Source organism: Burkholderia sp. AU4i (assembly GCF_000466765.1).
Classification (GTDB): Bacteria; Pseudomonadota; Gammaproteobacteria; order Burkholderiales; family Burkholderiaceae; genus Burkholderia; species Burkholderia cepacia.
In genome coordinates, this window is record NZ_ASSI01000073.1 from 24,631 (window position 1) to 45,608 (window position 20,978).

The 20,978-nt window shown below is 67.6% G+C and carries 19 protein-coding genes; 8 read left to right on the forward strand and 11 right to left on the reverse strand.

Features of this window, described 5'->3' with window-relative positions; genetic code table 11:
• Positions 1–11: 11 nt before the first annotated feature.
• The 6 genes from L810_RS17255 to L810_RS17280 all read right to left on the reverse strand — a co-directional run bounded on the left by L810_RS17255 (position 12) and on the right by L810_RS17280 (position 5,434).
• On the reverse strand, positions 12–1,388 hold the full coding sequence (locus tag L810_RS17255; RefSeq protein WP_021159564.1) for an aldehyde dehydrogenase family protein: 1,377 nt from the start codon (positions 1,386–1,388) through the stop codon (positions 12–14).
• A gap of 60 nt (positions 1,389–1,448) precedes the next feature.
• Positions 1,449–1,766 (reverse strand): nuclear transport factor 2 family protein, encoded by a 318-nt coding sequence (locus L810_RS17260; protein WP_021159565.1) that lies wholly within the window; start codon positions 1,764–1,766, stop codon positions 1,449–1,451.
• Between the two features lie 97 nt (positions 1,767–1,863).
• Positions 1,864–2,637, reverse strand: coding sequence for an SDR family oxidoreductase (locus L810_RS17265; RefSeq protein WP_021159566.1), 774 nt, complete (start codon positions 2,635–2,637; stop codon positions 1,864–1,866).
• A 95-nt stretch (positions 2,638–2,732) separates the two neighbouring features.
• Positions 2,733–3,632, reverse strand: a complete 900-nt coding sequence (locus L810_RS17270) for an SDR family oxidoreductase (RefSeq protein WP_021159567.1) — start codon at positions 3,630–3,632, stop codon at positions 2,733–2,735.
• 52 nt (positions 3,633–3,684) lie between these two features.
• Positions 3,685–4,422, reverse strand: a complete 738-nt coding sequence (locus L810_RS17275; protein ID WP_021159568.1) for an SDR family oxidoreductase — start codon at positions 4,420–4,422, stop codon at positions 3,685–3,687.
• A gap of 160 nt (positions 4,423–4,582) precedes the next feature.
• The gene (locus L810_RS17280) at positions 4,583–5,434 is read right to left on the reverse strand and encodes an oxidoreductase (protein WP_225723163.1); all 852 of its coding nucleotides are present in this window, start codon (positions 5,432–5,434) and stop codon (positions 4,583–4,585) included.
• A 399-nt stretch (positions 5,435–5,833) separates the two neighbouring features.
• Here L810_RS17280 and L810_RS17285 point away from each other — a divergent pair, with 399 nt between their 5' ends.
• The gene (locus L810_RS17285) at positions 5,834–7,195 is read left to right on the forward strand and encodes an AraC family transcriptional regulator (protein WP_042975106.1); all 1,362 of its coding nucleotides are present in this window, start codon (positions 5,834–5,836) and stop codon (positions 7,193–7,195) included.
• A 139-nt stretch (positions 7,196–7,334) separates the two neighbouring features.
• Here the strand turns inward: L810_RS17285 and lpdA are convergent, their stop codons facing one another.
• The 5 genes from lpdA to L810_RS17310 all read right to left on the reverse strand — a co-directional run bounded on the left by lpdA (position 7,335) and on the right by L810_RS17310 (position 13,378).
• Positions 7,335–8,726, reverse strand: coding sequence for a dihydrolipoyl dehydrogenase (gene lpdA, locus L810_RS17290; RefSeq protein WP_021159571.1), 1,392 nt, complete (start codon positions 8,724–8,726; stop codon positions 7,335–7,337).
• A 5-nt stretch (positions 8,727–8,731) separates the two neighbouring features.
• Entirely contained in the window at positions 8,732–10,069 is a 1,338-nt protein-coding gene (locus L810_RS17295) for a dihydrolipoamide acetyltransferase family protein (RefSeq protein WP_021159572.1), read from the reverse strand.
• A 1-nt stretch (position 10,070) separates the two neighbouring features.
• Positions 10,071–11,111 carry an alpha-ketoacid dehydrogenase subunit beta gene (locus tag L810_RS17300; RefSeq protein WP_042975108.1) on the reverse strand — a complete coding sequence of 347 codons (1,041 nt, stop codon included), beginning with the start codon at positions 11,109–11,111 and terminating at the stop codon, positions 10,071–10,073.
• A gap of 2 nt (positions 11,112–11,113) precedes the next feature.
• Positions 11,114–12,346, reverse strand: a complete 1,233-nt coding sequence (locus tag L810_RS17305; protein ID WP_042975095.1) for a 3-methyl-2-oxobutanoate dehydrogenase (2-methylpropanoyl-transferring) subunit alpha — start codon at positions 12,344–12,346, stop codon at positions 11,114–11,116.
• Positions 12,347–12,751: 405 nt separating this feature from the next.
• Entirely contained in the window at positions 12,752–13,378 is a 627-nt protein-coding gene (locus tag L810_RS17310) for a flavin reductase family protein (protein WP_042975097.1), read from the reverse strand.
• A 952-nt stretch (positions 13,379–14,330) separates the two neighbouring features.
• On the opposite strand from L810_RS17310, the gene L810_RS17315 reads away from it, so the two are divergent.
• From L810_RS17315 to L810_RS17345, 7 genes are all read left to right on the forward strand, one after another.
• On the forward strand, positions 14,331–15,356 hold the full coding sequence (locus L810_RS17315) for a LacI family DNA-binding transcriptional regulator (protein ID WP_021159575.1): 1,026 nt from the start codon (positions 14,331–14,333) through the stop codon (positions 15,354–15,356).
• 60 nt (positions 15,357–15,416) lie between these two features.
• Positions 15,417–16,445: an ABC transporter substrate-binding protein gene (locus L810_RS17320; protein ID WP_021159576.1), complete on the forward strand. Its 1,029-nt coding sequence runs from the start codon at positions 15,417–15,419 to the stop codon at positions 16,443–16,445.
• Positions 16,446–16,462: 17 nt separating this feature from the next.
• Positions 16,463–17,287 carry an ABC transporter permease gene (locus L810_RS17325; protein ID WP_021159577.1) on the forward strand — a complete coding sequence of 275 codons (825 nt, stop codon included), beginning with the start codon at positions 16,463–16,465 and terminating at the stop codon, positions 17,285–17,287.
• 10 nt (positions 17,288–17,297) lie between these two features.
• Complete coding sequence (locus L810_RS17330; protein ID WP_021159578.1) at positions 17,298–18,206, forward strand: ABC transporter permease; 909 nt, start codon at positions 17,298–17,300, stop codon at positions 18,204–18,206.
• A gap of 13 nt (positions 18,207–18,219) precedes the next feature.
• A complete protein-coding gene (locus tag L810_RS17335) occupies positions 18,220–19,251 on the forward strand; it encodes an ABC transporter ATP-binding protein (RefSeq protein ID WP_021159579.1) in 1,032 nt (343 codons plus the stop codon).
• An 87-nt stretch (positions 19,252–19,338) separates the two neighbouring features.
• Complete coding sequence (locus L810_RS17340) at positions 19,339–20,163, forward strand: phosphodiesterase (protein ID WP_021159580.1); 825 nt, start codon at positions 19,339–19,341, stop codon at positions 20,161–20,163.
• A gap of 345 nt (positions 20,164–20,508) precedes the next feature.
• A partial coding sequence (locus L810_RS17345; protein WP_042975099.1) for an MFS transporter occupies positions 20,509–20,978 on the forward strand: 470 nt, incomplete at its 3' end.

A 20,978-nucleotide genomic window follows, 5' to 3' on the forward strand; every position in this document is an offset into this window, starting at 1 on the left:
GTGCCCTCCCGTTATGCGAAGACGCCGAGCATCGTGCCGATGTCCTTGCCCGCGTAAGGTGGAAACACGTCGAGCACCGCATCGGGATTGCCGATCAGCATCGACTTGGTATTGCTCAGCGCATCGAAGCCGGCCTTGCCGTAGTACTTCCCCATCCCGCTGTTGCCGACGCCGCCGAACGGCAAACTGTCGATCCAGCAATGGAGGTTGGTCTGGTTCACGCAGCCGCCACCGAACGACAGGCCATTGAGCACCTGGTCGACGTTCGCCTGCCGCTTGCTGAACACATAGCACGCGAGAGGCTTCGGCTTGCGCTTCATGATGCCGACGATCTCGCGCAGGTCTCGGTACGGCAGCACCGGCAGCACCGGGCCGAACACCTCCTGCTTCATCGCCGGGTCGTCCCACGTCGACGGATACAGCACGGTCGGCTCGACATAACGTGCCGCCACGTCGTGGCGGCCGCCGTGCACGACCTTGTCGGCGACGATGTACGACGCGACGCGCGCGGCATCGTGTTCGCTGATCATCCGCGCGAAATCGGGGCTGCGTTGCGGATCGTCGCCATACATCTTCGTGATCGACGCCTTGAGCTTCGCGAGAAACGCATCGGCCACCGATTCATGCACGTACACGTAGCCGGGCGCGATGCACCACTGCCCCGAGATCGCGTTGTGCCCCCACGCGATCCGGTCGGCCGCGATGTCGAGATTCGCGGTTTCGTCGACGATGCACGGGTTCTGCCCGCCGAGTTCCAGCAGGACCGGCGTCAGGTGCTCGGCAGCCGCACGCATCACGACCTTGCCGACCGCCGAACTGCCGGTGAAGAAGATGAAATCGAACGGCAGTTCCAGCAACGCGCCGATTTCCTGGCGGCCGCCCGTGACGACGGCGACGTCCTCCGGCGCGAAATACTGCGGCACGAGCCGGCTCAGCAGCGCGGCCGTCGCAGGCGTGGTATTCGCCGGCTTCAGCACCACCGTGTTGCCGGCAGCCAATGCCGCGATCGCCGGGTCCAGCAGCAACAGGATCGGCGCATTGAACGGGCCGATCACAAGCGTCACGCCGTACGGCTCCTTGTAGATCATGCCCGCGTTGCCGGCTGCCTCCAGCGCGGACGGAATCGCGACTTTCTGCGGCGCCATCAGCTCGTGCAGGTGTTCGCGGTAATACCGGATGACGCCGGTCGGCACCGAAATCTCGAACAGCTGCTCGAACGGCGGCTTGCCGAAGTCCTCGTACAGCGCGGCGCACAGCGCATCCTGGTGATCGTGCAGCATGCGCTCCATCCGGTCGAGCTGCGCGATGCGCCATGCCAGTGTTTTCGTGACATCCGAGTCGAAACGCGCGCGCTGTGCGTCGAGCACGGACTGATAAGGGTTCGACATGGTCGCGATCTCCTTGGGAAGGCCGCCGGCCGGAACGGCCCGGGGCGGTATGCAAACGGTTCAGGCCTGCCCGATGTCGAGCCGCGAAATCCGGCCGTCGCCGTCGACCTGAAACTTGAAGTACGTGCGGAACGTGCCCCAGCGGTCCGAATGGAACTGGCCGTAGACATCGAGCCCGTCGTTCTCGACACGATCGATCGTCGAGAAGCGCTCGGACCCGATCGCATCGCGGTTGAACGCGTGCAGGTCGCGCGGGCGGCCGTCGTCGTAAAGAGTCGCATCGGGCGCGAACAGCGCGGCCCATGCTGCGCCGTCGCCTTGCTGGAGCGCGTCGATCGCGCGCCGGACAACCGGATGGCGGAGTGTGTCGATTTTCATGATGCCGTTCCTCGATGAGGGCATGCCGGCGTCGCCCGGGCCCGACCCGCGGCATGCGAATGCAGACGCCGGGCGACGCACCGGCGGCCCGCGTGCGTTACTTGGTCGTATAGCCGCCGTTGATCAGGATCGTCTGGCCCGTGATCCACCAGCCGTCGCTGACCAGGTGACGGATGAACGGCACGACGTCCTCGATGTCGGTCAACCCCGTCTTCGAATACTTCGACAGTGCGGCGGCCGTCTTGTGGTACGCCACCGCCTCCGCCCCTTCCTCCGGATAGAAGAACGGCGTGTCCATCGGGCCAGGCCCCACCGCCGTCACCGAAATGCCGCGCTCGCCGAACTCCTTCGCCGCCGCACGCGTGTAGTGCTCGACCGGCGCCTTCGTGCCCGCGTAGGCCGCGTAGTACGGCGTGAACGCACCGAGCAGCGCCGTCACCAGCGACACGATCTTGCCGTTGTCGTTCACGTGGCGGCCTGCCTCGCGCAGGAAGAAAAACGCCGACTTCGCGTTCACCGCGCTCATCTGGTCGTACTCGGCTTCGCTGATGTCGGTGAACGGCTTCTTCAGCACCTTGCCGACCGTGTTGATTGCGATGTCGGGACGACCGACCGCCGCAACCGCATCGGCGAACAGCTTCTCGACGGCCGCTGCATGCGTCAGGTCCGCCTGGAATGCGACGGCCTGCGCGCCGGCCGCCTCGATCGCAGCGACCGTCTTCTCCGCGTCCGCCTTCGAACTCGCGCTGTTGTAGTGAATCGCAACGGCCTTCGCGCCGTGCTCGGCCAGATCGCGCGCGATCAGCCCGCCCAGGTTCTTCGCGCCGCCCGCGATCAATACGGTTTTACCCTTGATGTCATGGTTTGCCATTTCGTTCTCCTGATTCAGACCATGTGCGCATGCACATGCGTCGTGTCGATTCGTATCGGTTGCCGCGCGCCGGCCTGCGCCGGTTGCCCGGTGCGTCACGCGTTCGCTTTCGGACGCAGCAGGTCCGAGAGGCCGACGCGATGCAGCATCTCCGCCCGCACGCGGTCAAGCACCGCGAAGCCGACGGCCGCACCGTCCTGCGTCGGATCGATATGGACGCGGAACGGCCGCTTGCCGAACGGCATGCCCACGATATCGACGATCGCGCGGGCCACTTCGCCGGCATCCGCGTCGGCGGGCACGATGTCCGCGAACGCCTTCAACACCTGGTCTCCGAACCCGGCATACGGTCCGGCGTCGTATTCGGCCGCACGCGTTTCATCGGCCGGCGTACCGGCATGCGCGAAATGGTTGGTGCCGCCCGTGAATGCACCCGGCACGACGATCGAAGTCTCGATGCCCCAGCGCGACAGCTCGCGCGCGTATTGCACCGCGATCGCATCCATCGCCGCCTTCGCCGCGAAATACGGCGCCAGATACGGCGGCGTGCCGCCCGCGGAACTGCTGCTGGATACCCACAGCAGCAGGCCGTTCCCGCGCTTGCGCATGTGCGGCAGCACCGCACGATTCACGCGCTGTGTGCTCAGCACGTTCACGTCGTACAGGTGCGCGTATTGCTCCGGCGTAAATGCTTCGGCGGGACCGAACACCATGTGCCCCGCGTTGTGTATCAGCACGTCGATGCGGCCGGCCTCGGCAATGACGCTGGCGACGCCGGCATCGACGGAATCCTGCGATTGCACGTCGATCTCGACGGTGCGCAGATCGACGCCTTGCGCTTTCGAATGCGCGACCATCTCCGCAACGACCGGCGCATTGCGTCCGGCCGTATCGCGCATCGACGCGAACACGGTGTGGCCGGCCGCCGCCAGCGCCTCGGCGGTCATGCGCCCGAAGCCGCTCGACGCGCCGGTGATGAGAATAGTCTTGCTCATGGTGATGCTCCTTGAATGACGACTGCAATCGATCGACACGCACGGATCGGCGTCAGACCATGCCGCCGTTGCTGCGCAGCACCTGGCCGTTGATCCAGCCGCCGTCCGGCCCGACGAGGAAGGAGATCGCATTCGCGATGTCGGACGGCGTGCCGAGACGCTCGAGCGGATTCATCTTCGACATGCGCTCGATCAGCTCGGCCGACTTGCCGTTCAGGAACAGGTCGGTCGCGGTGGGCCCCGGCGCGACCGCGTTGACGGTGATCGATCGGCCGCGCAGTTCTTTCGACAGGATGCCCGTCATCGCCTCGACCGCCGCCTTGGTGGCCGTATAGACGCCGTACGTCTCGGGTTTCAGCCCGACCACGCTGCTCGACAGGTTGACGATGCGCCCGCCGTTGCGCAGCCGGCGCGCGGCTTCACGCAGCGTATTGAAGGCCCCCTTCAGGTTGACGGCGACTTGGGTGTCGAACAGCGCGTCGTCGCTGTCGGCCAGTGGCGCCAGTTTCATGATCCCGGCGTTGTTGACCAGCACGTCGACACCGCCGAACGCGGCTTCGGCCGCGTCGAACAGCCTCGCCACGGCAGCGGGATCGCCGACGTCGGCCTGCACCGCGATCGCCTGCCCCCCCGCATCCGCGAGATCGCGCGCCAGGTCCTCGGCTTCGGCCGCCTTGCCCGCGTAATTGACGACCACGGCGAGCCCGTCGTCCACCAGCCGCCGCGAAATCGCCGCGCCGATCCCGCGCGACGCACCGGTCACGATCGCCACGCTTGTTCGAGTAGTCATGTCCGTTTCTCCATGGATCCGCGCCCGGCGCATCCGGGCGCATGCGTCACCCGCGCGATACCCGATCGCGGCGGGGTTCGATTCCCGATGACGCATTCGTTAATACTTAGTACACCGATACCATTCATCCGGATTCGTTCCGGATGAACCGGGTACCTGCTCAGCCGCGCTGCGTCGATCGCGACATGGTTTCCCACGCCCGGATATCGCGCTCGATCGATTCGGCGCGGCCGAGCATCGTGCCCACCGCATCGGCGCCGAGTGCGAAGTGGACCGGCGGCTTCGCGGCCTTGAGGATGTCGACGATCGCCTGCGCGCCCTTCTCCGGCACGTTGGGCTGCTTGCCCTGCAGCTGGCCGATAAAGCCGCGGAACTGGTCGGCCGGCGTGTCGGCATAGTCGTCGATCCGGTTCGACGAGTACGCCAGCGACCGTCCGGCGAACTGCGTTTCGAAAATGCCGATCGTCAGCACCGTCACATGAATGCCGAGCGGCGCGAGTTCGCCGGCCAATGCCTCGCCAAGCACGCCGGTCGCGGCCTTGGCCGCCGCGTACACGCCCAACCCCGGATAGCCGGCGAACCCTGCAATCGACGAGAACTGCACGATGTGGCCCGAGCGCTGGCGGCGCATCGTCGGCAGGACCGCGTGAATCACGCGCAACCCGCCGAAGAAATTCACGTCGAATATCTGCCGTGCGTCGGCTTCGGTCGTTTCCTCGACCGCCCCGACCGTGCCGACGCCCGCATTGTTGGCGAGCACGTCGATGCGGCCGAACCGCTCGAGCACGCGTTGCACGCCGGCCGTCACCGCGTCGGGCTGCGTGATGTCCATCAGCACGCCGAGCGCGCGCCCGGGTGCGAGCCGTTCGAATTCCGCGACCTGTTCGGCGCCGCGCACGGTGCCCGCGACCCGCGCGCCTTCCGCGAGCAGGCGTTGCGCCAGTTCGCGGCCGAGACCGGACGAAACGCCAGTGATCAGTACGACCTTGTCTGCCATCGTTGCGGTGTTCATTCGAAAACTCCGGATTCCTATGTGAAGGTGTTGAGATGGATCGAGTGTAGTCGAGCCGATCGTACGAATGAACGGGGGCCACCGAGATGAACTATCCACGATTGACTAACAATCGGTTCATCCATGGTAGCGCTCAGCCGGCGCCGGTTCTTTCAACCATGCGCACCGGAAAGTTGAAAATCCCGCGACCGAAAGCGATGCCGCGTCGCGACCGCCGCAATCGGTCTTTCGTCAGACAAGGCGACGGCGTCGCGACCCGGTACCGGTTTTGACAATTCTTGAAGCATCGCGCGCCGGCAAGGTGCAATAGTGGGCGCGCGCGTGCCGCAGAAGCATGCGGCACGTCACGCAGCCAACGGCATGGAGCCGTGCCGGCATCCGTTCGGAGTGGAAAACAGCATGAGCGACCCGCTTCCCAGGACGCATCGCTTTCACAGCGACGATCCCGACGAAGTGTCCGATTTCATCGGCACGATCTACGCCGACAATCAGTTCACGGCGCAGCACGCGGTTCGCCGGGACGTCAGCATGACGGGACACGAATGGAACGGCGTCGGCATCTATGACGTCGACTACCTGATGCCCTTTCACTTCCGCTCGAACGACGCGCGTCCGAACTACCTGTTCCTGTCGTGCCGTCGCGGCCACGCGCAATACGAAAGCGACGGTGCGGATGCGGGCTGCGCGGTGGGCGACGTGATGCCCGTTTCATCGACGGGTCGCTCGCTCTGCACGACGGGGCCCGACGGATTCGGCCATTTGTCGGTCATCATCGATGCGGAACGGATCAACGGCTTTCTCGCGCGATGGGTCGGCCGGCCCGGGCTCGCCCCGGTCGAGTTCGCGTTGACGCCGGCTGCGCCCGAGCTGCGCGCGCAATGGAACGCGGCGGCCGGATGCCTGCGCCGGATGATCCGGATGTCGCCGATCCCCGACGCCGCCGTCGACGCGCTGCTCGAACACATGCTGAAGCTCATGGTCACCGGTCACGCGAACAATCACGGTGCGTTGTTCGACCGCGATCGTTGCGCGCCCGAACATCAGGCGCGTGTCGCCATCCGCATGCTCGAGGAGGCGCCGCTGCGCTGGAAAACCCTCGGCGCAGTCGCACACGTCCTCGGATGCGCGACCGAAGCCCTGGAGCACGGTATTCGTCGCGTCGCCGGCAAGTCGTCGGCCGACCTGCGCAATGAAGCACGCTTTCGTCATGTCAACCGCGCACTCGCGCGCGGCGACAAGCCGGATTTCGATGCGACGCTGCATGCGTACGGGTTCGCGATCACCGCGCGCTTCGTGCGCGAGTACCACCGTCGCTTCGGCGAACCGCCCGGCGCCACCTATCGGCGCAACCCGAATGCCGCCGATCAGCCGCTGACGGCCGACACCGCGGCTGCGCCGCTGTGCGCGCAGACGATCAACCGGTTCATCGACGCGTCGCTGGAAAGCCGTATCGACACCGCCGATCTCTGCCGACTGGTCGGCATGAGCGAGCGCGCCACCATTGACGCGTTCAGGACGCAGTTTTCCCGCACGCCCGCGCAATACGTCATCGAGCGGCGGCTGGAACGCGCACGCTGGCTGCTCGAACACACGACGGACAGCATCCTGTCGATTGCGCTGGATTGCGGATTCGGCACGCAGAGCTACCTGTCGACCGCGATCAGGCGGCACTTCGGCGTGACGCCGAGAGCACTCAGGATGCGGACCGGGTCGGCCGGTCGAATCGAAACGGATCACGGGCAACGCGATCCGGATGAATAGGCGGGGTCACCGAATGCCGGCCTTGCGACATTTCTTCCGGAAACCGAATGGAGGTATCGGCCATTCACCCGAAAACGGAGGGAAGCACCGCCGGTGCACGCATCGCGCACCGGCGGTGCTTCCCTGTCACGCCCGCCCGTCAGACATGCAACGCATGCCCGAGCGCACGCAGCGCAGCCTCCTGCAGTGCTTCACCCAGCGTCGGATGCGCATGGATCGTGCCGCCGATGTCCTCCAGCCGCGCGCCCATTTCCAGCGACTGCGAGAACGCCGCGGCCAGCTCCGACACGCCGCGCCCGACCGCTTGCCAGCCGACGATCAGGTGGTTGTCGCGCCGCGCGACGACGCGCACGAAGCCGTCGGTCGCCTGCAGCGTCATCGCGCGCCCGTTCGCCGCGAACGGGAACGACGCGCTCACGCAATCGACACCGGCCGCCCGCGCATCGTCCGGCGACCAGCCGGCCGTGACGATCTCCGGATCGGTGAAGCACACGGCCGGGATCGACGCGGGCATGAACTTGCGGCGCTTCCCGGCGATCAGCTCGGCCACCATCTCTCCCTGCGCCATCGCGCGATGCGCGAGCATCGGTTCGCCGGCGACGTCGCCGATCGCCCATACGTTGCGCATCGACGTCCGGCATTCGTCGTCGATCCACAGCGCGCGACCGTTGCGATCGAGCGGCAACGACTCGAGCCCGAAACCGTCGACGCGCGGCCGGCGGCCAACCGCAACCAGCACGCGATCGGCCGGCAGCGTCTGCTCCGCGCCGTCGGCGGCCTGCACGCGCACCGCGCCCTGCTCCGCGAGGCCGAGCACCTTGTGGCCGAGCAGCAGCCGCACGCCGAGCCGCGCGAGCGAATCGGCAACCGGCCGCGCGAGTTCGGCATCGTACGCGGGCAACACGCGCTCCGCCGCTTCGACGACGCTCACGTCGACGCCGAGCTTGCGATAGACGATCCCGAGTTCGAGCCCGATGTATCCGGCCCCGACCACGACCAGCCGCTTCGGCAAGGTCGTGGGCGACAGCGCCTCGGTGGACGACACGACATGCCCGCCGAACGGCATCGACGGCAGCGCGACCGGTTCGGAACCGGTCGCGAGCAGCAGGTGCTCGCAACTGATCCGCGTCGTGTGGCCGCCGGCGACGACGTCGACGGTCTTGCCGTCGACCACCTGTGCGTCGCCGTGCAGCACGCGCACGCCGTTCTTCTTGAGCAGCGCGCCGACACCGCGCGTGAGCCGGTCGACGATGCCGTCCTTCCATGCGACGCTTTTCGCGATGTCGATCTCGGGCGTGCGCACGCGAATCCCGAGCGCGCCCTCGCCTGCATGGCCGCGCGCCTGTTCGAATGCGTCGGCCACGTGGATCAGCGCCTTCGACGGAATGCAGCCGATGTTCAGGCACGTGCCGCCGAGACGGTCGCGCTCGACGAGCACGGTCGGAATGCCGAGCTGGCCGGCGCGAATCGCGGCGACGTAGCCGCCCGGGCCGCCGCCGATCACCAGTAGCGTGGTGTGTTCGTTCTTCATTGCGCTCACTCCACGAACAGCAGTGCCGGGCGCTCGAGCACCGCGCGCACCGCCTGGATGAATTCGGCCGCGTCCGCGCCGTCGACGACACGATGGTCGAACGACGACGACAGGTTCATCATCTTGCGGGCGACGACCGCGCCGTCGCGGAACATCGGCCGCTCGACGATCCGGTTCACGCCGACGATGCCGACCTCGGGATGATTGATGACCGGCGTCGACACGATGCCGCCGAGCGCGCCGAGGCTCGAAATCGTGATCGTCGAGCCGCTCAGTTCGTCGCGCTGCGCGCGGTTCGTGCGCACCGCGTCGGCGAGCCGCGCGATCTCCGCGGAAATCGACCACACGTCCTTCGCTTCCGCGTGACGCAGCACCGGCACCGTGAGGCCGCCGTCCGTCTGCGTCGCGACGCCCATGTGCACCGCGCCGTAGCGCGTGACGACCCCCGCTTCGTCGTCGAAACGCGCGTTGATCTGCGGAAAGTCGCGCAACGCGATCACCATCGCGCGGATCAGCAGCGGCAGCGGCGTGAGCTTGCCGCGCGTGTCGCCGTAGCGGCGGTTCAGATCCGCCCGCAACGATTCGAGCTCGGTGACGTCGATCTCCTCGACGTAGCTGAAATGCGGAATGCGGCGCTTCGCTTCCTGCATCTTGCGCGCGATCGCGCGCCGCAAGCCGATGACCGGCACCTCGGTTTCGTCGTTGCGTTCGTCGTAGCCGTGCGCCCGCGATCCGCGTGCGCCGCGCGCCGCACCGCCGCCGCTGCCCGCATACGCATCGAGATCCGCGTGCAGGATCCGGCCGGCTTCCCCGGTGCCGCGCACATAACGCAGCTCGATGCCCATGTCCCATGCGCGCTGGCGCACGGCCGGCGACGCGAGCGGCCGTTCACCCGGCGCGAGTGCCGCGCGCGGCGGCTCCACGTGTTCCTTGCGTTCCGCGTGCTTCGCTTGACGCGGCTCCGCAGGCGCGTGCTTCGTCGCCGGCCTGGCGGGCGACTCTGCCGGCGCGTCGGCCACCGCCGTCGACGGCGCGGCCGCGACCGGTGCGGTTTCTACCTTTGATTCCCGCACCGGTGCGCCGGCCTTCAGGTTGCCGGCGCCTTCGACCTCGAGGCGGATCAGCTCGCTGCCGACCGCCATCATCTCGCCGATCCGGCCGCCGAGTTCGATCACCTTGCCCGTCACCGGCGACGGAATCTCGACCGCCGCCTTGTCGGTCATCACATCGGCGAGCGGCTGGTCTTCCTTGATCGTCTGCCCGACTTCCACGTGCCAGGCCACCAGTTCGACCTCGGCAATCCCTTCGCCGATATCCGGCATCTTGATGACATGAATCCCCATCTCACGCCTCCATCACGCGTCGCAACGCTTCACCGACCCGGGCCGGGCCCGGAAAGTACGCCCACTCCTGCGCATGCGGGTATGGCGTGTCCCAGCCCGTCGTGCGCTCGACCGGCGCCTCGAGGTGGTAGAAGCAATGTTCCTGGACCAGCGACACTAGTTCCGCCCCGTAACCGCAGGTGCGCGTCGCCTCGTGCACCACGACGCAGCGCCCGGTCTTGCGCACCGACGCGACGACCGTGTCGAGGTCGAGCGGCCACAGCGTGCGCAGGTCGATCACCTCCGCATCGATGCCCGTCTCCTCGGCCGCGGCGAGCGACACGTGTACCGTCGTGCCGTAGGTCAGCACCGTCACGTCGTTGCCGGGACGCACCACGGCGGCCGTATCGAGCGGCACCGTGTAGTAGCCCTCAGGCACCGCGCTCGACGGATGCTTGAGCCACGACGTGACGGGTCGGTCGTGATGGCCGTCGAACGGCCCGTTGTACAGCCGTTTCGGCTCGAGGAAGATCACCGGATCGTCGTTCTCGATCGACGCGATCAGCAGCCCTTTCGCGTCGTACGGATTCGACGGCATCACCGTGCGCAGCCCGCACACCTGCGTGAACATCGCCTCCGGGCTCTGGCTGTGCGTCTGGCCGCCGTAGATACCGCCGCCGCAGGGCATGCGGATCGTCATCGGTGCGGTGAACTGGCCGGCGGAGCGATAGCGCAGCCGCGCGCCTTCCGACACGATCTGGTCGGATGCCGGGTAGAAATAATCGGCGAACTGGATCTCGCACACCGGGCGCAGCCCGTATGCGCCCATCCCCACCGCCGCGCCGACGATCCCGCTTTCGGAGATCGGCGCATCGAACACGCGCGACTTCCCGTATTTGTTCTGCAGTCCTTCGGTACAGCGGAACACGCCGCCGAAATAACCGACGTCCTGCCCGAACACGACCACGTCGCTGTCGCGCCCGAGCATCACGTCCATCGCCGAGCGCAGCGCCTGGATCATCGTCATCGGCTGCGCTGCCGTGCCTGTCTCGTGTTGCGCCATGATCATGCTCCCAGTTCCTGGCGCTGACGGCGCAGGTGCGCAGGCAGCTCCTTGTAGACGTCGTCGAACATCGAGGCCGGCGACGGAATCCGGTCGTCGGCCAGCGTGCCGAATTTTTCCGCTTCCTTCTGCGCGGCGATCACCTCGGCCTCGAGCTCGGCCGTCAACGCTTCGTGTGCGCTGTCCGACCAGATGCCCTTGACGATCAGGTGACGCTTGAAGCGTTCGACAGGATCGCCGAGCGGGAAATGGGACCAGTCGTCGCTCGGCCGGTACTTGGTCGGATCGTCCGACGTCGAATGCGCGCCCGCACGATAGGTCACCCACTCGATCAGCGTCGGGCCGAGGTTGCGGCGCGCACGTTCGGCCGCCCAGCTCGACGCCGCGTAGATCGCGAGGAAGTCGTTGCCGTCGACGCGCAGCGACGCGATCCCGCAGCCGACGCCGCGCCCCGCGAACGTCGTGCCCTCACCGCCCGCGATCGCCTGGAACGTCGAGATCGCCCACTGGTTGTTGACGACGTTCAGCACGACCGGCGCGCGGTACACGTGCGCGAACGTGAGCGCGGTGTGGAAGTCGGATTCGGCCGTCGCGCCGTCGCCGATCCACGCGGACGCGATCTTCGTGTCGCCCTTGATCGCCGACGCCATCGCCCAGCCGACCGCCTGGATGAACTGCGTCGCGAGGTTGCCGGAAATGGAGAAGAAGCCCGCGTCGCGATCCGAGTACATCACGGGGAGCTGGCGGCCCTTGAGCGGGTCGCCTTCGTTCGACATCAGCTGGCAGATCATGCGCTCGAGCGGCACGTCGCGCGCGATCAGGATGCTCTGCTGGCGGTAGGTCGGGAAGCACATGTCGCCGTCGCGCAGCGCCATCGCATGCGCGGTGCCGATCGCCTCTTCGCCGAGGCTCAGCATGTAGAAGGAGATCTTCTTCTGGCGCTGCGCGATCATCATGCGCGCGTCGAAAATGCGGGTCTTGAGCATCGCGCGCAGGCCGGCGATCAGCCGCGCATCGTCGAGATCCGGTGCCCACGGGCCGACGGCCTTGCCGTTGTCGTCGAGCACGCGCACGAGGCTGCGGGCGAGATCGGCGGTGTCCGCCGCGGCTACGTCGATCGGCGGGCGGCGGACTGCGCCGGCCGGCGATAGATGCAGGTAGGAAAAATCCGTCTTGCAGCCCGGGCGCCCGGTGGGCTCCGGCACATGCAGACGCAATGGCTCTGACAGGCTCATCGTGTCGTCTCCACGCTCGATTGTGTCTCACGCTGTTTGGGAACGCGCGACCGGTTGCCGGCCTGCGCGTGGGCTGACGGGCGGATAAGCACGTCAACCTTCAAAATTTATGCCCTGCGGCGACGGACGTCGATGCCCAAGCCGCTCGATCGCGGTGAGCAGATTTGCCATGACAGGCGTCGGCAGGCCATCTGCATTGCGGGCGGGGTAACCCACGACGCATTTGCGGCGGTGCGGTACCCGGTACGCAGTGCCGGGGCATCGGCGCCGGACGGATCGGCGCACCCGGGCTGCATGACGACACGAAGCAAAAGACCCCGCGGAATCCTGGATATCCGCGGGGTCTTTTGTCGTCTGTTCGGGCGCGTCAGCGCGCCCTGGACGATCGTTGCGGCGTGCGACGGATCATGCGTCGGGGCGAAACAGGTCGAACCGGCTGTCGGGCTTGACGTGCACGTAGGCCGACGGGCCGCCCGCGCGCAGAATGATGCCGGCGCCGAACGTGTCGAAGATGCCGTCCTTCAGCAGATCCTGCCGGATATGAACGGCGATGACCTCGCCGAGCACCAGCGACGCCGGCGTTTCCACGCCCTGGTGATCGCGCAGGCGAACCACGTCGGTCACCTTGCATTCGAAGTTGACGCCGCTTTCCGCCACGCGCGGCACGTCGACCAGGCGCGACGGCACGGCGGTCAGGCCGCCAAGTTCGAACTCGTCTACCTCATACGGCACCGCGGCACACGTCTGGTTCATCCGCTCGGCAAGCTCGCGCGTGGCGAGGTTCCACACGAACTCGCCGGTCTCCTGCACGTTGCGCAGGCTGTCCTTGGCGGCGACGCTCGAAAAGCCGATGATCGGCGGATGGTAGTTGAATGCGTTGAAGAAGCTGTAGGGCGCGAGGTTGACCGTACCGTCGCTGCCGCGCGACGAGATCCAGCCGATCGGGCGCGGGCCCACGATCGCGTTCAAGGGATCATGTGCAAGGCCGTGGCCTTGCGACGGTTCGTAATAGTGGTGGGTCGAATCGGTCATGACGGGCGGTCTTGCGGCATGCAAACTGCGTTGGATTCCATCGGCGAATCACACGCGCCGATGACGGTAACGGCGTTCGGTACGACGTGCGCGGCCAGTATCACACGGCGTCGCGTTCGCTGCCTCGAAGGGCCGGTGGACGCAGATGAACCGCAAGGCGCCGTCGCGCGGATCGAACGACCGGACGAAGGCAGCGCGACAACGGCAACGTTCCGCGCTCACGCGTGTCCGGACGCACCAAAAACAAAAAACCCGCGAGCGCATGGCTTCTCGCGGGCTTTCTTCCCTTCATCGAATCGCGCTGAAAGCGATCGTGGTGCCGGGGACCGGACTCGAACCGGCAAGCCAGTTAAGGCGGCGGATTTTCGTCACACTGCTTCTTTCAAAGCCGGCGTCGCGGACGCGATGCCGTTCGTGCGCTGGACTATGCCTTCACCGTCGCGCGCGGGCGTGCCTGCTGCCCGTGCGCCTTAGGCGCCCCCCGTCTAGTCTCTACACCTTCCTCGCGGATGCCGCGAGGCTTGGCTCGGCGTTGCCTCGATGCGCGCATCAGGGGTTTCGCCGAATTTGAAGGGTTCTGCACCGACCGTTTCCGGCCGGGCACTCAATCTTTTAAGTCCGCTATGTTTACCAATTTCATCACCCCGGCAAGAGGGCGGACGCGATTCTACCATTGCTTGCGCATGCGTTCCCTTATTCTGCGCCGCCGCATGGCGACATCTCCCGGCGCCGCACGGATTCATCCTGTGCAATCGAAGCCGGAACAGCGCCGCCCACGATTTTCTCCCGCGCCGCAACATCCCCGATACAATCGGATCCGCGTCGTCCGGCGGCCCCATCCGTCAGATGTTTGTATCGCGCTTTTTGCGAAACAGGCATCGCTTGCGTCATCGCGAAGTCACAAACGTTTTCGATAATTTCTCGGCCGAAAACGTTTACATCGCGTTATTTCATGACCTCGACCATCAAGGACGTCGCTGCCCTCGCGGGCTTCTCGATCGCCACCGTCTCGCGCGCGATCAACGCACCGCATACCGTCAGCCCCGCCACGCTGCAGACCATCCGCACCGCGATCGACACGCTGCAATTCCGCCCGAGCCCGCTCGGCCGGCAACTGCGCGGCGAGCGCACGCGGCTCGTCGGCGTCGTCGTGCCGACGCTGTCGAACCCCGTGTTCGCCGACTGCCTGCAAGGCATCGACGAGCTCGCGACCGCGGCCGGCTTCAAGCTGATCCTGATGACGACCGAATACGACGCGGCGCGCGAGCGTCACGCGATCGAGACGCTGCGCGAGCAGCGCGTCGAAGGGCTGATCCTCACCGTCGCCGACGCGGACACGCACCCGTTGCTCGACATGCTCGACCACGAAGGCCCGCACTACGTGCTGATGCACAACGACACGCAGCGCCGCCCGTCGGTGTCGGTCGACAACCGCAGCGCCGCGTATGACGGCGTGCGCCTGCTGACCGCGCGCGGTCACCGCCGCGTGCTGATGCTGGCCGGCTCGCTCGCCGCGTCGGATCGCGCACGCCAGCGCCATCTCGGTTATGCGCAGGCACTCGAGGAAAGCGGCGTTGCCACGCTGCCTCCGGTCGAAGTCGACTTCAACGCGCCCGAGCTGCCCGATGCGGTGCTCGCCCATCTCACCGCACACGCGACGCGCCCGACCGCCCTCTTCTGCAGCAACGACCTGCTCGCGATGGTCGTGATGCGCGGCCTGCGCCGCGCGGGCTTCTCGATCCCGGACGACCTGTCGGTGCTCGGCTTCGACGGGATCGCGATCGGCGAATTGCTCGCGCCGCCGCTCGCGAGCGTCGCGACGCCGAACCGCGACATCGGTCGCCACGCATGGCAACGTCTCGTCGAATGCATCGGCGGCGCGGCGATCGAACGCTCGTCGCTGATCCTGCCGCACGTGGTGCGCGACGGCGCGACCGTCGCCCCGCCGGCCACCGACCTGCAACTGCGCAAGGCCTGAACGCGCACACCGCCCCTGATCGCCTCACCCCAGCGCCTCACCCTCGCCCGGAGACCTACCGTGTCCTTTCGCCTGACCTCGCTGCTGCGCGCGCTCGCAGCTCCCGTAGCCTGCGCCGCGCTTATCGCCGGCGCGCCCGCCGCCCACGCCGACGAAACGGCGATCTGCTACAACTGCCCGCCCGAATGGGCCGACTGGGCCGCGCAGATCGCGGCGATCAAGCAGAAGACCGGCATCCGCGTGCCGTTCGACAACAAGAACTCGGGCCAGTCGATCGCGCAGCTGATCGCCGAGCAGAAGAGCCCGGTGGCCGACGTCGTCTACCTCGGCGTGTCGTCGGCGTTCCAGGCGAAGGACAAGGGCGTGATCGCGCCGTACAAGCCCGCGCACTGGAACGACATCCCCGCGAACCTGAAGGACCCGCAAGGCTACTGGTTCGCGATCCACTCGGGCACGCTCGGCTTCTTCGTGAACAAGGACGCGCTCGACGGCAAGCCGGTGCCGCGCTCGTGGGCCGACCTGCTGAAGCCGGAATACAAGGGCATGGTCGGTTATCTCGACCCGTCGAGCGCGTTCGTCGGTTATGCGGGTGCGGTCGCCGTGAACCAGGCGCTCGGCGGCAGCCTCGACAACTTCAAGCCGGCGCTCGACTGGTTCCGCAAGCTGAAGGCGAACGCACCGATCGTGCCGAAGCAGACCGCGTATGCGCGCGTGCTGTCGGGCGAGATTCCGATCCTGCTCGACTACGACTTCGATGCGTATCGCGCGAAGTACAAGGACAGCGCGAACGTCGAGTTCGTGATTCCGAAGGAAGGCACGATCGCGGTGCCGTACGTGATGAGTCTCGTGAAGGGCGCGCCGCACGACGCGAACGGCAGGAAGGTGCTCGATTTCGTGCTGTCCGACGAAGGCCAGAAGCTGTGGGCCAACGCGTACCTGCGCCCGGTGCGCGCACAGGCGCTCGGCGCCGACGTCGCGTCGAAGTTCCTGCCGGCGAGCGAATACGCCCGCGCGAAATCGGTCGACTTCGGCAAGATGGCGGCCGGCCAGCAGGCATTCGGCCAGCAGTACCTGCAAGTGATGCAGTAAGCGCCAGGACGCAACCGATGCTCGACCTGACTTTCCCGCTGCGCTGGCGCGTCGCGCTCGTCGCGCCGGCGCTCGCGGTGTTCGCCGCCTTCTGGCTGCTGCCGATGGCGGCGCTCGTCCGGGTGTCCGCCGACGGCGCATTCCTCCCGCACTACGCGGCCCTGCTCGGCAATGCACGCTACATGAAAAGTCTCGGCGAGACCGTCGCGCTCTCCGCGGGCGTCACGCTCGCGACGCTCGCGCTGTCGACGATCTCGGGCCTCCTGCTCGCGCGCCGCGAATTCGCGGGCAAGCGCGTGCTGCTCGCGCTGCTCACGTTCCCGCTCGCGTTCCCGGGCGTCGTGGTCGGCTTCATGGTGATCATGCTCGCCGGCCGGCAGGGGCTGATCGGCATGCTGTCCGCGAAGCTCACGGGAGACAAGTGGGTGTTCGCGTACTCGGTCGCCGGGCTGTTCGTCGGCTACCTGTACTTCTCGATTCCACGCGTGATCATCACCGTGATCGCGGCCGCGTCGAAGCTCGACGCGTCGCTCGAGGAAGCCGCGCGCTCGCTCGGCGCGTCGCCGTGGCGCATCTTCGTCGACATCGTGCTGCCGGCGCTCGCGCCGGGCCTGATCGCGGCCGGCGCGATCTGCTTCGCGACCGCAATGGGCGCGTTCGGTACCGCATTCACGCTCGCCACCGACCTGAACGTGCTGCCGATGACGATCTACACCGAGTTCACGCTGAACGCGAACATCGCGACGGCGGCCGGCCTGTCGATCGTGCTCGGCATCGTCACCTGGGCCGTGCTCGCGCTCGCGCGCCGCTTCACCGGCCACACCGCCGCCGCCGCGGCCTGAGGATTTCCGCATGCAATCGCTTTCCGGCTCTTCCGCGCCGTCGCCGTCGCCTTCGCCGGCACCTGCTCCCGCGCAGGCGAACGGTGTCGCCCGCCGCGCGCCGCGCGTCACCGGCGCGCGCATGATCGCCGCGCTGCAATGGGGCGTCACGCTGCTGCTGTGCGCGTTCCTGATCGTGCCCGTCGTGATGTCGGTGCTCGCAGGCCTCACCGTCAACTACTTTCGCGGCCTGTCGAGCGGCCTCACGCTGCGCTGGCTGGAACAAGTGTGGCAGCAGTATCACGGCTCGGTCGCGCTGTCGCTCTACGTCGCGTTCGCGACGCTCGCGATCGTGCTCGTCGTCGGCGTGCCGGCCGGTTATGCGCTCGCGCGCAGCAGGCACCGCGTCGCACGCGCGATCGAGGAGGCACTGGTGCTGCCCGTCGCGCTGCCCGGCCTCGCGTCGGCGCTCGCGCTGCTGGTCGTCTACGGCGGCTTCACCGCGTTCCGGATGAGCCTGTGGTTCATCGTCGCCGGCCACGTCGTGTTCACGCTGCCGTTCATGGTGCGCGCGGTGGCAGCCGTCGCGGCCGGTGCCGACCTGCGCACGCTCGAGGAAGGTGCGGCCAGCCTCGGCGCATCATTCGTCACGCGCTTCGTCACGATCGTGCTGCCGAACCTGCGCCCCGGCATCGTTGCGGGCGCGCTCGCGGTACTCACGCTGTCGATCGGCGAATTCAACCTCACGTGGATGCTGCACACGCCCGACACCAAGACGCTGCCGGTCGGACTCGCCGATACCTATGCGTCGCTGCGCCTCGAAGTCGGCAGCGCGTACACGATCCTGTTCCTGCTGATGACGCTGCCGCTGCTCGTCGCGATGCAGTGGCTCGGCGTCGATCCATCCGGCTCACGCGCGCTCAAGAAGCGCCCGCGCTGAATCTCTCGCAGACATGAAACTCGATTCCACTCCCATCACCCTGACCCGCTGTGCGAAGACGTTCCGCGGCACGCGCGTGCTCGAACCGCTCGACCTGTCGATCGGCGCGGGCGAAACGCTCGTGCTGCTCGGGCCGTCGGGCTGCGGCAAGACGACCACGCTGCGCCTGATCGCGGGCCTCGACACGCCGGACGCCGGCGGCACGATCGCCTTCGGCCACGACGACGTCACCGCGTTGCCGATCGAGCGCCGGCAGGTCGGCATGGTGTTCCAGAACTACGCGCTGTTTCCGAACCTGACGGTGCGCGGCAACGTCGGCTACGGGCTGAAGATCCGCAAGACCGAGCCGCGCGCGCTGCGCACGCGCGTCGACGAGCTGCTCGCGATGATGCGGCTCGACGCGCATGCGGACAAGCCGGTCGACCAGCTGTCGGGCGGCCAGCGCCAGCGCGTCGCGCTGGCCCGCGCGCTGGCGGTGCGGCCGCGCGTGCTGCTGCTCGACGAGCCGCTGACCGCGCTCGACGCGAAGCTGCGCGACGTGCTGCGTCGCGAGATGAATGCGCTGCTGCGCGAGCTCGGCGTGACGACGGTCTACGTAACGCACGACCAGGCCGAAGCGATGGAGCTCGGCGACCGGATCGTCGTGATGGGCGCGGGCCGCATCGAGCAGATCGGCACGCCGCGCGACATCTACTACCACCCGGCGAACCGCACGGTCGCGCAGTTCATCGGCACGCTGAACCGGCTCGCCGGGCAGTGGCGCGACGGCACGCTGGTGACCACGGGCGGCGCGATCACCACGCCGCACGCGGCCGACGAGTGGTTCTTCCGCCCCGAGGATGCGCAGCTCGCCGATCCCGCGCATGCGCCGCTGCGCGGCGCGGTCAGCGCGTGCGCGTTCCTCGGCGAACGCACGCGGCTCACGATCGAGCACGCGGCCCCCGATGCGCTCGTGATCGACGTGCCGGGCCGCATCGCGCTCGCACGCGGTACGGCGGTCGGCCTTGCGATCGCACCGGAAGGCCTGATCGCGCTCGGCGCGTAATCGGTCGTTCGGGCATCATTCATGCAGCCCCCTACCGCGGCGCGCGACGCCGCCGCGACAACAACCAGACGATTCCGAGGAACGACGATGCTGCTTGCTCAAATCAGCGATCTCCACATCAAGCGTCCGGGCCAGCTCGCGTACCGGCGCGTCGACACGGCGGCCGCGCTCGCGCGCTGCATCGACAGACTGAACGCGCTCGTGCCGCGCCCCGACGCCGTGCTCGTCACCGGCGACCTCACCGACTTCGGCCACGATGAAGAGTACGGCAACCTGCGCGGGCTGCTCGCGGCGCTCGAGATTCCGTACTACCTGATGATCGGCAATCACGACGACCGCGCCGGGCTGCGCCGCGCGTTTGCCGATCGCGCCGAGCTGCAGGATGGCGAATTCGTGCAGTACGCGCTCGACGTCGGCGCGGTGCGCGTGCTCGCGCTCGATTCGCAGGTACCCGGTGCAAGCCACGGCGACCTGTGCGACGCACGGCTCGCGTGGCTCGCCGCGCAGCTCGACGCCGCGCGCGACCGGCCCGTGATCGTCGCGCTGCATCATCCACCGTTCGCGGCGGGAATCGGCCACATGGACAAGCTCCGCCTCGCGCCCGCCGCCGCCGCGAAACTCGACGCGTTGCTGCGCGCTCATCCGAACGTCGAGCGCGTGCTGTGCGGCCACGTGCATCGCACGATGTTCACGCGCTTCGGCGGCACGCTCGCGTCCGCGGTGCCGTCGCCCGCGCATCAGGTCGCCTTCGACCTGCGAACCGACGCGCCGTCCGCATTCCGGCTCGAGCCGCCGGCGTTCGCGGTTCACCGTCATGCGCCCGATACGGGGATGACGTCGCATCACGTGTATGTCGATGAAGGCGCCGGGCCTTATCCGTTCTACGAGCCGACGGGCGAGCTGGTCGATTGACGGAGTGAAGCGCGCGCGGTGACGGGGCGGCGGACGGCCGGTTTGCCGATTTGCCGGTTTGCCGGTTTGCCGACTTGCCGATCTGCCGATCTGCCGATCTGCCGATCTGCCGATCTGCCGATCTGCCGATCTGCCGATTTGCTGATTTGCTGATTTGCTGATTTGCTGATTTGCTGATCTGCCGATCTGCCGACTCTGCCGGCTTCGCCGGTCCGCCGCCCCGCCGCGTGCCCGGCAGGATTCACGCCGCTCCGGTATGATCGGCAGCCTTGACCGGCGCCCCGCGCGCCTGCGCACCCGACGCGTGCGCCGCGCGCCGCGCCGCCCCACTCCGTCCGCGCAGCCATGTCCACCGCCTCCACCGACCATCCGACCGACGCCGCCTCGCCCCACTATTCGCGCAGCCTGCTGTTGCTGCTCGCGACGATCGCGGGCGTATCCGTCGCGAACATCTATTACAACCAGCCGCTGCTCGACAGCTTCCGCTCCGCGTTTCCCGACGGCGCCTCGTGGATCGGCGCGGTGCCGACCGCGACGCAGCTCGGCTATGCGGCCGGCATGTTCCTGCTCGCGCCGCTCGGCGACCGCTTCGACCGCCGCCGGCTGATCCTGATGCAGATCGCCGGCCTGTCGGTCGCGCTGATCGTCGCGGCCGCCGCGCCGTCGCTGGCCGTGCTCGCCGTCGCGAGCCTCGCGATCGGCGTACTCGCGACGATCGCGCAGCAGGCCGTGCCGTTCGCCGCCGAGATCGCGCCGCCGGCCGAACGCGGGCACGCGGTCGGCACCGTGATGAGCGGCCTGCTGCTCGGCATCCT